The sequence below is a fragment of the Corynebacterium sp. LK2537 genome, assembly GCF_040946485.1.
Taxonomy (GTDB): Bacteria; Actinomycetota; Actinomycetes; order Mycobacteriales; family Mycobacteriaceae; genus Corynebacterium.
On sequence record NZ_JAYWLQ010000002.1, the window covers coordinates 81,490 to 95,025 of the forward strand.

General features: G+C 65.6%; 12 protein-coding genes. 3 read left to right on the forward strand and 9 right to left on the reverse strand.

The annotated features are described in order from the left end of the window. Positions 1-257 precede the first annotated feature (257 nt). Entirely contained in the window at positions 258-1,781 is a 1,524-nt protein-coding gene (locus VVS03_RS03305) for a TrkA C-terminal domain-containing protein (RefSeq protein ID WP_368534114.1), read from the forward strand. A gap of 132 nt (positions 1,782-1,913) precedes the next feature. Here the strand turns inward: VVS03_RS03305 and VVS03_RS03310 are convergent, their stop codons facing one another. From VVS03_RS03310 to pth (VVS03_RS03320), 3 genes are read right to left on the reverse strand one after another with little or no spacing between them, the layout of a single operon-like run. Then, complete coding sequence (locus tag VVS03_RS03310; protein ID WP_368519518.1) at positions 1,914-3,557, reverse strand: peptide chain release factor 3; 1,644 nt, start codon at positions 3,555-3,557, stop codon at positions 1,914-1,916. A 48-nt stretch (positions 3,558-3,605) separates the two neighbouring features. Beyond that, a complete protein-coding gene (locus tag VVS03_RS03315; RefSeq protein ID WP_368519519.1) occupies positions 3,606-4,406 on the reverse strand; it encodes an SDR family NAD(P)-dependent oxidoreductase in 801 nt (266 codons plus the stop codon). A 47-nt stretch (positions 4,407-4,453) separates the two neighbouring features. Then, positions 4,454-5,023, reverse strand: a complete 570-nt coding sequence (gene pth / locus VVS03_RS03320) for an aminoacyl-tRNA hydrolase (protein ID WP_368519785.1) — start codon at positions 5,021-5,023, stop codon at positions 4,454-4,456. Positions 5,024-5,162: 139 nt separating this feature from the next. On the opposite strand from pth (VVS03_RS03320), the gene VVS03_RS03325 reads away from it, so the two are divergent. Together VVS03_RS03325 and VVS03_RS03330 are read left to right on the forward strand one after the other, a co-directional pair. Next, complete coding sequence (locus VVS03_RS03325) at positions 5,163-6,167, forward strand: nitronate monooxygenase (protein WP_368534603.1); 1,005 nt, start codon at positions 5,163-5,165, stop codon at positions 6,165-6,167. A gap of 56 nt (positions 6,168-6,223) precedes the next feature. Continuing rightward, the gene (locus VVS03_RS03330; protein WP_368519521.1) at positions 6,224-7,684 is read left to right on the forward strand and encodes a glyceraldehyde-3-phosphate dehydrogenase; all 1,461 of its coding nucleotides are present in this window, start codon (positions 6,224-6,226) and stop codon (positions 7,682-7,684) included. 165 nt (positions 7,685-7,849) lie between these two features. Here the strand turns inward: VVS03_RS03330 and ppk2 are convergent, their stop codons facing one another. The 6 genes from ppk2 to VVS03_RS03360 all read right to left on the reverse strand — a co-directional run bounded on the left by ppk2 (position 7,850) and on the right by VVS03_RS03360 (position 13,523). Beyond that, positions 7,850-8,719 carry a polyphosphate kinase 2 gene (ppk2, locus tag VVS03_RS03335; RefSeq protein ID WP_368519522.1) on the reverse strand — a complete coding sequence of 290 codons (870 nt, stop codon included), beginning with the start codon at positions 8,717-8,719 and terminating at the stop codon, positions 7,850-7,852. Positions 8,720-8,772: 53 nt separating this feature from the next. Then, positions 8,773-9,603, reverse strand: coding sequence for a fumarylacetoacetate hydrolase family protein (locus VVS03_RS03340; protein ID WP_368519523.1), 831 nt, complete (start codon positions 9,601-9,603; stop codon positions 8,773-8,775). Positions 9,604-9,609: 6 nt separating this feature from the next. Continuing rightward, positions 9,610-10,167 carry an aminoacyl-tRNA hydrolase gene (pth, locus tag VVS03_RS03345; RefSeq protein WP_368519524.1) on the reverse strand — a complete coding sequence of 186 codons (558 nt, stop codon included), beginning with the start codon at positions 10,165-10,167 and terminating at the stop codon, positions 9,610-9,612. A 94-nt stretch (positions 10,168-10,261) separates the two neighbouring features. Beyond that, entirely contained in the window at positions 10,262-10,915 is a 654-nt protein-coding gene (locus tag VVS03_RS03350; RefSeq protein WP_368519525.1) for a 50S ribosomal protein L25/general stress protein Ctc, read from the reverse strand. Between the two features lie 305 nt (positions 10,916-11,220). Then, positions 11,221-12,549, reverse strand: a complete 1,329-nt coding sequence (locus VVS03_RS03355; RefSeq protein ID WP_368519526.1) for a hypothetical protein — start codon at positions 12,547-12,549, stop codon at positions 11,221-11,223. 203 nt (positions 12,550-12,752) lie between these two features. Then, on the reverse strand, positions 12,753-13,523 hold the full coding sequence (locus tag VVS03_RS03360) for an SDR family NAD(P)-dependent oxidoreductase (protein WP_368519527.1): 771 nt from the start codon (positions 13,521-13,523) through the stop codon (positions 12,753-12,755). Positions 13,524-13,536: the final 13 nt, after the last annotated feature.

Genomic DNA, 13,536 nt, shown 5'->3' on the forward strand with positions numbered 1-13,536 from the left:
AAAGGTGGGTACCAAAAGTGGGTACTAGGCGCGATACATGTCTCGTGTTCCAGCCGGCCCGACAGTGTAGCGGCACCTGCTGGGGCGGCTCTAGTTGGTGGGCGCTGTCGACGTCGAAAGTTTGCCCCTGAAAGGGGTGCTGCCCAGCGACGGGCCTAGTCAGGGCAGGGCCTCGGCTGGCGAAGCGCACCCGGCCGCTTAGAATTAAGTAACGTGTTAGAAATTTTAAAGGTAATGAGCTACTGACCATCTTCTTGATGATCGTGCTCGGCACCTTGTTCGGGATGATCCCCTTCGGGCCGCTGCGCTTCGGCGCGGCCGGCACGTTGTTCGTGGGGCTCGCCTTCGGTTCCTTCGTGGACCTGGACGAGACCATCCTGAGCAAGTTACAGGAAATGGGCTTGGGTCTGTTCATCTACATGCAGGGCCTGTCCGCCGGGGAACGTTTCTTCAAGGGATTATCTGAGCAGATTAAGCAGATGATGGCGGCCGCGGCCGCAGTGATCTTGGCAGCCGGGGCCGCGCTGGGCTTCGGTGGCATTCTGGGGATTTCCCCGTTGGGCGCGGTAGGCGTCTTCTCCGGCGCGACGACGTCGACGGCCTCGCTGGCCGTCGCCCAGCAGCAGACCGGCGAGGACCTGCCGGCCGTGGCCTACTCCCTGGGCTACCCGGTGGGCGTGGCCGTGGCCATCCTCATGGTTTCCTTCATCCTGAAGCAGACCTGGCCCGCGAAGAAGGACCAGGACAACTCCGCTGATCAGGTCTTCCGCGCCATCACAGTGCGCGTGACGAAGAACGACGTCAACATGGCGGACCTGGAAGAAGAATTCGGCGAGCACTTCATCATCGCGACCATCCGCCGCGGCAATAAGGTCATGGTGGCCGGCGACTCGCCGGAGATCCACGCCGGCGACATCATGCGCGTGATGGTGACCAAGTCCTACTCGCGCGAGCTGGTCAAGGCCCTGGGCAAGCGCCAGCCGCAGACCCCGTTCGTGGACAAGCGCCTGGTCATCGAGGACGTGGCGATTTCCAACGAGGACGTCGCCGGCCGCACCGTCGGCGAGCTCAACCTCTTCGAGCGCTACGGCGGCCGCATCCTGCGCGTGCGCCGCGGCGACGAGCTGTTCTTGGCCAACGATGACACGCACCTGGCTTCCGGCGACGTCGTGGAGCTCATCGTGAAGTTCGACCGCCTGGGCGATATCCGCGACTACTTCGGTAACTCGGTCAAGTCCTACGCGGAGCTGAACTGGGTGGCCGTGGCCGGCGGCCTGTTCATCGGCTACCTGATTTCGCTCATCGTGATCCCGCTGCCGGGCGGAGCCTCCTTCGAGCTGGGCTTCGCCCTGGGCCCGCTGATCACCGGCCTGGTGCTCGGCGCGGTCCACCGCACCCGCCGGGTGCCGTGGCAGGTTCCTTCCTCCATCAACACCTCGTTCCAGCAGTGGGGCCTGATGATCTTCCTGGCCTCGGTGGGCCTGGCCTCCGGCGAGGCCTTCGTCTCCACCGCGTTTTCCATCGTGGGCCTGAAGGCCATGGTGCTGGCGGCGCTGGTTACCATCGTCGTCATCGTCCTCTTCGCGCTGTTCAGTCGCATGCTGGGCCAGTCCGAGACCCGCACCGTCGGTGGCGTGTCCGGTATCTTCGGCCAGCCCGCGGTGGTCAACTACGCCACCGGGGTCAGCACCGACTCCCGCATCATGACCGGCTACGCCTCGACCATCGTCGTGGCCCAGGTGGTCAAGATCGTAGTCATCCCGTTCATGCTGATGTTCTAGCTGGCTGCGGGCCTAAGCCTGAGGCTCTAGTCAGCGGCTGCAGAGAATAAAGCAAATAAAGGGTGCCTGACCGGTAAGTTTCCGGTCAGGCACCCTTCGTCTATGGCCCCGGTTGTCGGGGCGGCTGGTGGCCTAGTCGGCGACCAGGGTTTCCATGGTCAGCTCGGGGTGTTCCTTCTCGATGAAGGCCAGCTTCCACTTGTCGCCGAAGAGGGCGATCAGCTCGCCGTCGGTGCGGGTGAAGATCTCCACGCCGCGCTGGCGGCCCAGCTCGGGGGCCGACTCGGCGTCGGTGCGGCGCGCCACGGAGTAGGGGATGGGCTCGGTGACGGTCTCGACGTTGTACTCCAACTCCATGCGGGCCTGCATGACCTCGAACTGCATGGGGCCGACCGCGGCCATGACCGGGGAGGCATCGCCGCGGGCGTCGTTGCGCAGGATCTGGACCACGCCTTCGGCGGCGAGCTGATCTAGGCCCTTGCGGAAGGCCTTGTACTTGCCCAGCGACTTCGCGCGCAGGATCCGGAAGGCCTCCGGGGCGAACTGAGGCATCGGGCGGAACTGCACCTTGCGGCCGGTGTAGATGGTGTCACCGGGGGCGAGCGAGCCGGCGTTGACCAGACCGACGATATCGCCCGGGTAGGCGGCATCCACCGTGTCGCGGGTGCGGCCGAAGACCGTCAGCGCGTACTTGGTGGAGAACGAGCGCCCGGACTGGGCGTGGTGGACCTGCATGCCGCGCTCGAAGCAGCCGGAGACCACGCGCATGAATGCCAAGTTATCGCGGTGCTTCTGATCCATGCCGGCCTGGACCTTGAAGATGACGCCGGAAAAGTCATCGGTGACCTCGCGCACGGCGTCCATCGCGCTGGACGCGCCCGAGTCGGCGGCCTCCAGGGCCTTCGGATCGGATTCGCGCTCGCGCGGCGCAGGCGCGATGGCGCACAGGGTGTCCAGGATTTGGTGCACGCCGAAGTTCAGCATCGCCGAGGCGAAGATCAGCGGACTGGTCACGCACTGCTCGAACATTTCCTGGTCGTGCACCGCGCCGTCGGCGGCCAGCAGCTCGGCCTCTTCCGCGGCGGTCTCCCAGACGTCGGCCTCCTTCGCGGCGGCGTCGGCGGGGGAGTAGTGCTCCTCCGGGGCGATGGTGGAACCGCCGGCGGTGCGGATGAAGTGGATGTACTCGTCAGCTTCGCCGTCGTCGTTGACGTGGGCGAGGCCGCGGAAATCGCCCGCGATGCCCACCGGCCAGTACAGCGGCGTCGGCTGCAGCTGGATCTCGTTGACGATCTCATCGACCAGCTCCAGCGGCTCCCGGCCCACGCGGTCCCACTTGTTGATCACGGTGATGATCGGCAGACCGCGGGCCTTACACACGCGGAACAGCTTGAGGGTCTGCGGCTCGAGGCCCTTGGCAGCGTCGATCAGCATGACGGCCGCGTCCACCGCGGTCAGCACGCGGTAGGTGTCCTCCGAGAAGTCCGCGTGGCCCGGGGTGTCGACCAGGTTGATCATGTACGGCTCGCCCTCGTGGCCCTCGGGCGCGTACTCGAACTGCAGGGCCGACGAGGCCACGGAGATGCCGCGGTCTTTTTCCATGTCCATCCAGTCGGAGACGGTGGACTTGCGGCCGGCCTTGCCGTGCACCGCACCTGCCTCGTTGATGATGTGGGCGTGCAGCGCCAAAGCCTCGGTCAGCGTGGACTTACCGGCGTCCGGGTGGGCGATAACGGCGAAGGTGCGGCGGCGGTTGGCTTCAGCGGCAATACTCATGGCGCATAGTTTACTTCCCAGTAGTAGGGACGTTTAATCGCACGGGGCCTAGTCGAGGTGCAGCCTATTTCCCAGGGCATCAAACAAAGCGCTGATTTCGGCGTCGGAGACCTTCTTCTGGCGGCCCGGCCGCTGGTGGTTGTTGTAGTACTCGCCCGGCGTGAAGTGGATACCCGGCGTGCCGGTCAGGTAAAACGCTAGGTTGTGGGCACCGTCCTCGGCCGAGCCGAAGTGCCGGCCCAGCCGCCCGGTGTAGGCCTTGGACAGGCGGGCGTTGGAGGTGCGCGAGAAATTCGTGGCCAGCACGCCGGGGTGGAAGGCCACGGAATTCAGCCCTTGCTCGTGCAGGTAGCGGGTCAGCAGGATGCTGCCCAGCTTCGCGTTGCCGTAGGCGCGCTCCGAACTGAAGCCGCGGAAGGTGTTCGGGTCCTCGGGGTCGAACTTGGCGAGCAGGACGTTGGCGATCGAGGCGGTCTGCACCACCGGCGCGCTACCGAGCTGCTCGCGCAGCAAGGTAGTTAGCAGGAACGGGGCCACCACGTTGACCTGCCAGGTGCGCTCGAAGCCGTCCGCCGTGGTCAGCGGTCCGTCGAAGATGCCGCCGGCGTTGTTGGCCAGCCCGGCCAGCGGGCCGAACTCGGCCAGCTTGTCCGCTAGCTCGCGGACCTCGCGGAGGGACTCGAAATCCGCGACCAAGTGCGGGGCGTCGAGGTCCGCGGCGACGCGCGCGGTTTTCTCCGGGTTGCGGCCGACCACGACGATGCGATCGTCGGGGCGGGTGCGGTGGATGAGGCGGGCAGCGGCGGCTCCGACGCCATCGGAGGCGCCGGTGATGACGAAGGTTTTCATATCTTTAGACTAGCGCGGCCGCCGCCCGGGATCCGGCGCTTTCGCGCTTAGCGGGAGTGGATAGTATTCTGCGCGGCCGCCAGGCCCTTGTCCACGATGAGCCGGGCGCCCTCAGCAGCGGTGCTAATCGCCGTATCCAGCCCGCGGCTGGCATCCACCGGGCCCAGGACATAGTCGGGGATGGACGAGCCCTTCGGCGGGCGGCCGATGCCGATGCGCACCCGCAGGTAGTCCCGCGTGCCCAGGTGCTCGGTCAGGGATTTCAGGCCGTTGTGCCCGTTCTCATTGCCGCCCTGCTTGAGCCGTACCTTGTGGGCGGGTAGGTCGAGCTCGTCGTGAATGACAATAATGCGCTCCGGCGGCACGCCTAGGCGCCGTGCCAGCTCGCCGACCGGCTCGCCGCTTAAGTTCATAAAGTTTTGCGGGCGCACGGCCAGTACCGGCGTGCCGTCGATGTCCAAGGAGGCGGCGTCGGCCGCCAGCCCGCGCACCGGCTGGACCAGCCCGCCGGTAGCCGCCAGCAGGTCATCTATAGCCATGAAACCGACGTTGTGCCGCGTCGCCGCGTATTTGGGGCCCGGGTTGCCCAGGCCGACGATGAGCCACTCGGCGCGCAGGTCCTCCGGCGCGGGCGCGGTGTGCGCAGAGCCCGACGACGCGGACCGGGCAGAACCGTGTGCGGAAGACTTCCGGAAGGGGCTTAAGAGTTTATCTAAAAAAGACACGCTTTTAGTCTGGCATATATCCTTCTAAGGCATGACAGCTAGCACGGTCCTAGACGAACTCACCTGCCCCGTCCTGCCGGCGCCTATGGCCGGCGGGCCTACCACCCCGGCGCTGGTAGCGGCGGCCGCGAAGGCCGGCTCGCTGGGCACGCTAGCGTGGGGCACGGCCAGCCGTGAGCAGGCAGAAGCGCAGCTCGAGCAGCTGCTGGACACCGGCACCACCCGCTGGGCGGTTAACCTCTTCCATCCCCAACAGCCGCTGCGCGAGCAGGAGCGCCAGGCCGCCTTGGCAGTGGCGGCGGCCGAAGGGGTGGAGCTGGCCGCCGCGGACTACAGCTTCGGTTGGGACGCCAAGCTCGACCTCGCCTTGGGCGTGTCCACCCCGCCGCGGGTGGTCTGGGCGATGTTCGGCCCCTTCAGCGGCGCGGAGATCGCGCGCATCCACGGCCGCGGGACGGAGGCCTGGGTGACCGTGACCAACCCGGCCGAGGCACACGCCGCCGCGGAGGCGGGGGCCGACGTGTTGTGCGTGCAGGGACCCGACGCCGGCGGGCACCGCGGTATCTGGGACGAATACGCCGAGCCGGACCAGCGCGCGCTGCCGGATCTGGTGCGCGCCTGCCAGGTGGGCTTGCCGCTGCTGGCCGCGGGCGGCCTGCGCACCGCGGAGGACGTCGCCCGGGTGCTTGGCCTGCCGGGGGTGGCGGCCGCGGTCTGTGGCTCCGCCTTCCTCCTAGCCGATGAGGCGGGGACGAGCCCGGCCAACCGGGAAATGCTTTCCAAGGGCGGGCCGACCGTCTCCACCCGGGCTTTCAGCGGTCGGGTGGCCCGGGGCCTGGCGACGGAGTACACCGCCCAGCACCCGGATGCCCCTGCCATCACCCCCATCTCAACCAGATTCTGCGATCGCGGCGCGCGGCGGGGGATAAGGCGGTGGCATACTGCCTCGTCGGCGAACCGGCCACTGGGCTGGGCGGGGGTAGGGTGGAAGACATCCTCCGCCGTCTTAACCAAAAGGCGAACTAGAACGCGATAAACTTTTTGGTTGAGAATTGGTTGTACACCCATCGGACCGTGAAAAGGATTGATTTCGTGACCGCGAACTCGCACGTGTGGCAAGAAAACTGGAATGAGCGCCTCGAAAAGGCGCAGGAGATGCTGCCGCTAATCCACCAGCTTCACCGCAAAAACAATGTCGTCACCACGATCTTCGGCCGCCCGCTGGTGGGCGTCACCGACATCGACATCATTAAGAGCCACCGCTACGCCCGCCGCATCGCGGAGCGCGAGCTGTCCACCTTCGAGACCCTGCCGATCATCCAGGCACTGACCGAGATGAACCTGGGTTCTGCCTCCGTCGACGTGGGGCGCCTGGTCATCGGCTACGAAGAGGAAAAGGACAACTACAACAGCCTGCGCGACTACCTCGAGCAGGAGCTGGTTGAGGTCGTCGGCGCCGGCGTCAACAAGGAATGCACCGACGTCGTGCTCTACGGCTTCGGCCGCATCGGCCGCCTGCTGGCCCGTATCCTGATCGCCCGCGAGGCCGCTTACGGCGGCGTGCGCCTGCGCGCCATCGTCGTGCGCAAGAAGGGCGACGGCGACATCCTCAAGCGCGCCTCCCTGCTGCGCCGCGACTCCGTCCACGGCGCCTTCAACGGCTCCATCTCCGTGGATGAGGAAAACGAGGTCATCTGGGCCAACGGCACCAAGATCAAGGTCATCTACGCCTCCGACCCGGCCACCATCGACTACACCCAGTACGGCATCAAGGACGCCATCCTGGTCGACAACACCGGCGCGTGGCGCAACCGCGAGGGCCTGTCCCAGCACTTGGAGGCCCCGGGCATCGCCCGCGTGCTGCTGACCGCCCCGGGCAAGGGCGACATCAAGAACATCGTCTACGGCATCAACGACGGCGACATCGCTGAGGACGACAACATCCTGTCCGCGGCTTCCTGTACCACCAACGGCATCACCCCGGTCCTGCAGGTCATCAACGAGCGCTACGGCGTGGTCCACGGCCACGTCGAGACCGCCCACTCGTTCACCAACGACCAGAACCTCATCGACAACTACCACAAGGGCGACCGCCGTGGCCGCGCCGCCGGCCTGAACATGGTCCTGACCGAGACCGGCGCCGCTAAGGCCGTGGCCAAGGCCGTCCCGGACTTCGAGGGCAAGCTGACCGGCAACGCCATCCGCGTTCCCACCCCGGACGTGTCCATGGCCGTGTTGAACCTGGAGCTGGAGCGCGAGGTGGAGCGCGACGAGGTCAACAACTTCCTGCGCGACGTCTCGCTGCGCTCCCACCTGCGCCAGCAGATCAGCTACATCGCCTCCCCGGAGGTTGTCTCCTCCGACTTCGTCGGCTCCACCCACGCCGGCATCGTCGACGGCCTGGCCACCATCGCCAGCGGCAAGCACCTGGTGCTCTACGTCTGGTACGACAACGAGTTCGGCTACTCTAACCAGGTCATCCGCATCGTCGAGCGCCTGGCCAACGCCCGCCCGAAGGTCCTGCCTAGCCGCATCCACGCCTCGCAGCTCTAAGGTTCTCAGGCCCCAGCGCGCAGCGCGGTGTTAACCACCTAAGCGCTGGGGCCGGCTTTGGGCAGCCGGACAAAAATTCCCCCGCCAGCTGGATTGTTCCACCTGGCGGGGGATTTTTGGGATTTCGGCTAAGCGACTGGCGCCGCTTAGCTCGAAGAGCAGGGACTAGTTCTTCTTGTCCTTCTTTTTCTTCTTATCCTGCTTGCCGCGCACGAGGTTGGCGGCCACGTCGGGGACGTACTTGAATTCCTCGCGGGCCGGGCGCTCGTATTCCTCTCCGTCGGAGGCCGGGCGCTGCGGGATTTCCGGCATCTCGCGCTCGATCTTCTGGTAGGGGATGGAGCTGAGCAGGTGCGAGATGACGTTGATGCGCGAGCGCTTCTTGTCCTCCGACTCGACGGTGTACCACGGCGCGGTGGGGGTGTCGGTGTGGATGAACATCGCGTCCTTGGCGCGCGAGTAGTCCTCCCAGCGGGTGATGGACTGCAGGTCCATCGGCGAGAGCTTCCAACGGCGCAGCGGATCGTTGCGGCGGGACTCGAAGCGGGCGATCTGCTCTTCGTCGGAGACGGAGAACCAGTACTTGCGCAGCATAATGCCGTCCTCGACGAGCATCTGCTCGAAGATCGGGGCCTGGTGCAGGAAGCGGACGTATTCCTGTTCCGTGCAAAAGCCCATGACGCGCTCGACGCCGGCGCGGTTGTACCAGGAGCGGTCGAAGATGACGATCTCGCCCGCGGTGGGCAGCTTCTCGATATAGCGCTGGAAGTACCACTGGCCGCGCTCCCGGGAGGTCGGGGCGGGAAGTGCCTCCACGCGGCAGGAGCGCGGGTTGAGGTACTGGGTGATCCGCTTGATCGCCGAGCCCTTGCCGGCGGCGTCGCGGCCTTCCATGATGATGACCACGCGGGCGCCGGTCTCGACGACCCACTGCTGCATGTCGACCAGCTCGGCCTGCAGGCGCTTGAGCTCGTCCTCGTAGGCCTTCTTGTTCAGCTTCGGCGGCTGGGTGGTCTTCGTGTCTTTCTTGCTCATAATTCAATCGTAGCCGCCGGGAGGCCGTGGGGAAAACCCATCAAAGATGAATATTAATCGGCGAAGACCGTGGTGTTTTCGATGTGGCCGAGGCCCTCAATCGCCACGCGCACGGTGTCGCCGTGGCCCAAGAACTGCTGCGGGTCGCGGGCGAAGCCGACGCCCTCCGGGGTGCCGGTGACGATGACGTCGCCGGGGTTGAGCGGGTAGAGGTGCGAGCAGAAGGAGACGAGCTCGGCGACCGGGAAAATCAGGTCGTCGGTGTTGTCGTCCTGGCGGGTCTCACCGTTGACCGTGGTGGTCAGCCGGGCGCCGGAACCCGGCGACCACTCATCCGCGGTGGTGAGCCACGGCCCGAAGCCGGAGCTGCGGTAGAAGGACTTGCCGGCGTGGAACTGCGTGGTCTGGCGTTGGAAATCGCGCAGGGTGTAGTCGTTCATGATGGCGTAGCCGGCCACGTGCGACAGCGCGCGGCTGCGATCGATGCGGTGCGCGCGGGTGCCGATGACCGCGGCGAGTTCGCCCTCGTAGTCGAGCTTGCTCTGCGCGTAGCCGGGGATGGACACGTCGCTGAAAGGCCCGGTGAGGGCGTCGGCGAATTTCACGAAGAGCGTGGGCTGGTCCGGCGCCTGCCGGCCCATCTCCCGGATGTGGCGGGCGTAGTTGAGGCCGACGCAGATGATCTTCTCGGGCTGCGGGATGACCGGGGCTAGATCCTCGTGGTCGAAGACGATGGGCTCGCCGGAGAGCTGGGCAGCCTTGCGCCAGTCGCCGCTGCGCAGGAGGGCGCCCACGTCCTCGTGGTCGAGCTCCACGCCGGTGTAGTCGCTGTCCACGCGGACGGTGGTCGTGCCGTACTGGGTCCTCAGGGTAGCTAGCCTCATAAAAGGTTATGTTAACGTGCGCAGCATCTCATCTACGGCATCGGCTGCGATGATCGGCACGTCCGCAGCCTCCTTCTTGGAAAACCGCGCCAGTACGAAGCTGGCCGGGTCCATGCGCCCGGGCGGGCGGCCGATGCCCACCGACAGGCGCTGGTAATCCTTCGTACCCAGGGACTTCGTGACCGAACGCAGACCGTTGTGGCCGTGGTCCCCGCCGCCCAGGCGCAGCCGTACGGCGCCGAAGTCCTGCTCCAGCTCGTCGTGAATAATAACGATGTCCGCCGGCTGAACGGAGAAATAATTCGCCAGCGCCTTGACCGCCCCGCCGGAGGTGTTCATGAACGTGCGGGGCTGGGCCAGGATGATACGCCGGGCGCCCAGGCGTCCCGGGGCGAGCTCGGCGATCTCCGCGTTGGTCTTCCGGTTGAGGCTTAGGCTGGCGGCCTGCGGCGTGGCCCGGCTGGCGAGCTCCGCGATGACCTCGTGGCCGATGTTGTGCCGGGTGCCGGTATATTTCGGACCCGGGTTGCCCAGGCCGACGATTAGCAGGGGAGCGTCACTCATGCCCACCATTGTGGCACAGGCATAAAGAAAGGCGGGCCGCCCCACGCACGTGGCGTGGAGGGCCCGCAGTAAGTCCCTAGCGAGGGGAGAGTGATTACTCCTCGTCCTCGGAGGAGGACTCGCCCTCGTCGACGGACTCGGCACCAGCGTCGGCGCCGCCTTCCTCAGCAGCCTCGGCGGCCTCCTCGAGCTCGGTGTCAACCTCCGGCTCGGAGATGGAGACGATGACGGTGTCGTCGTCGGCGACCAGGGTGGAGCCTTCCGGCATGGTCAGGTCGGCAGCGGTGACGACGGTGCCGTCCTCGGCGCCCTCGATGGAAACGACGATCTCTTCCGGAATGTTGAGTACGTCGGCCTCGATCATGATGACGTCGGCGTCCTGCAGGTACATCATGCCCGGAGCCGGCTCGCCCTCGACGGTGACCGGAACCTCGACCTCGACCTTCTCGCCGCGCTTAATGGACAGCAGGTCGATGTGGTCAACGTCCAGGGTCAGCACGTTCTGGTCGACGTGCTTAACCATGGTCAGGTGCTGCTGGCCGTCGATCTCCAGCTCGAGAACGGCGTTGACGCCGTGGTAACGCAGCAGGGTCTGGATTTCCAGCAGGCCAGCGGCGAAGTGGATCGGCTCGGTGTTGGAGCCGTAGATCACGCCGGGGATCTTCCACTCGCGGCGCAGGCGGCGAGCAGCACCCTTACCGAACTCGGTACGGGCTTCGGCCTTGATGACAGGGCGTTCGTTAGCCATTGTTTCTCCTTGTGAGTCGAATGTAGGTCGAAATAAAGTACACACGGCAAGGACTTGGCGTATAAATACGACTAAAGCCTGCCGATGGACGTCTTGGTCGAGTCACATCGCAGGCTTAAATAAGTGAAGCTTGGAATGTAGTTTTATCAATCGCGTCGATAACGGCCAACACCACGCGCGTGGTTAGTCAGCCCTCGCCGAGACAGATAGAAATCTAGCACGCGCGGCCCCGGCGACGCAATTTCCGTGCCCCGGGGAGCATGGTGCCTCGAGACACCATATACGCCTAGGAGTGCTGGTCACTCCTAGGAGTCCTGCTCGGAGGCCTTCTGCGGGCGCGCCGTGACGGGGGCTTCGGCCGCGGCATCGTTAGCCGCCTTGTCGGACGCGGCGATGGGGTTGCCGTCGGCGTCGTACCCGGTCGGGTCGGTCTTGCTGACGTAGCGCACCTGGCCGCGCTGGATGGGCTCGTAGCGCCCCTCCAGCCAGTCTTCATCCACCTCGTAGCCTTCGGCGCTGAACGGGTTGCTGGAGTCCGCGTCCAGCTCCGCGATGACCTCCTGGGAGACGGATTCGCGCAGCGGCTGGGAAGCCAGGTTGGAGTGGAAGATCTCGTGGGAGAGCTCGGTGCGCTGGGCGTTGCTGAACTTCTGCTTCGGGTCGATCATGCGCAGCACCAGGGAGCGGATCTTGTCGCGGCGGCGGGACTCGGCGGTGATGATGCCGCGGCCGCGGGCCAGCCAGGTGAAGATCAGCACGGCGATCATCACCAGGGCAACGTAGCCCATGATCGGGAAGACCGCGCCGACCAGGGTGGCGAAGTCCAGGAAGGACAGCACGTAGCCGACGATGACGATGACCACGAGGGTCAGGCGGAAACGCTGCGGGGCGTGCGTGGACACACGGCGGGAGAGGCTGTAGAAGTTGCCCAGCGCGGTCGAGAAAATCATGACGTAGATGACCAGCGAGGCGAACAGGCCCAGGGTGCTATTGACGTTGGTGATGATGCTCAGCGTCGGCAGGGCGTCCTCGTAGACGTCCGTGACGTTGAAGATCATGGCAACGACCATCATGACCAGCAGGACGCCGAAGAGCAGGCCGCCGATGATGCCGCCGCGGCCGGCGGTGCGCACGTCGGTGGTGTCGCCGCCCATGATGATGCCCATGGAGACGCCACCCATCATGGCGATACCGACGTAGTTGAAGGTCGAGACCCACCAGTTCGGCAGGGTGGTCTCCACGTTATCGATGCCGAACTGGCCCACGGCGGCGAGATCCGCCGGGGCGTTCATGAAGGAATAGACCGCGGCAATCACCAGCAGGGCAACCACGAACGGGGTGATAGAGCCCAGGGTGTTGGTGACCTTCTCGACGTTCATCATGCCGCAGATGATGACGGCGACGGCCATCAGCGTCGAGCCCACCCAGAGCGGCAGGCCGAACTGCTGGTTGAGGTTGGCGCCCGCACCGGCCAGCATGACGAAGGAAATACAAAACTGCGTGAAGGTGATGGAATAGTCCACGAAGCGGGCCAGGAACTTGCCGGACACGCTGGAAAAGACGCGGTCGTGGGAGGTCGCCTGGAAATAGCTCCCGTACTGCATGGCGATCATCGCCGCCAAGGGCATGAGCACCAGCGCGATGATGGCGCCGATGACACCCCACCAGCCGAAGGCGGCGTAGTACTACAACATCTCTTGGCCGGAGGCGAAGCCGGCGCCGACAGTACAACTGAAGTACGCCATTCCCAGCATGAGAGCCTTTTTCACAAAAAGTCCTTTCACGTTGAAATCTTTCAACAACAACGTAGAACTTTAGCGGCTGTGCTGGGCAAATGCTAGCCAGCGGTGTAGCCGCCATCCACCATGTGGGCGCTGCCAGTGATATAGGACGCGTCCGGGGACAGCAGGAAACGCACCAAGTGGGCCACCTCTTCCGGCTGGCCCAGGCGGCCCAGCGGGTGGGAATTGATGACGAGGTGCAGCGCCTCATCGTCCATGTCCTTGGCCAGGCGGGCGCCGCGCACATAGGCCGGGCACACGCAGTTAATGCGGATGGCCTTGGAGCCGTATTCCAGGGCGGCGCTCTTAGTCAGGCCCACCACGCCGTGGTTGGCGGCGGTGTAGGCGGAATTACCCGCCGAGGCGAAGGCGCCGTGCACGGAGGCGACGTTGACGATCGAGCACGTCGAGGTACGTTCCTGGTCCATGAACTGCTCGAGCTGGTAGCGCATGCCGTAGGCCACGGCGTTGAGGTTGCGGTCGATGAGCTGATCCCACTCGCTCACGGCGAATTCGCCGGTATGGTCGTCGCTGCCGCCGTAGCCGGGGCAGTTGACCGCCAGGTGCAGCGCGCCGTAGGTCTGGACGGCCAAGTCAACGGCGTCGCGGTGGGCGGCCTCCACGGTGGTGTCCATGACGTGGCCGGTGACCTCCGCGCCGGCGGCGCGGAGCTTCTCGACGAGCTGGCCGAGCAGCTGCGGGTCTTCGTCCGCGACAACGAGGCGAGCACCCCACTCGCTGAGTTCCTCGGCCACCGCGGCGCCGATTCCGTAGCCGGCCCCGATGACCAGGGCTACGGATCCGTCGAAATTAGAAAACCTACCCATGAGTGTCCTTCCT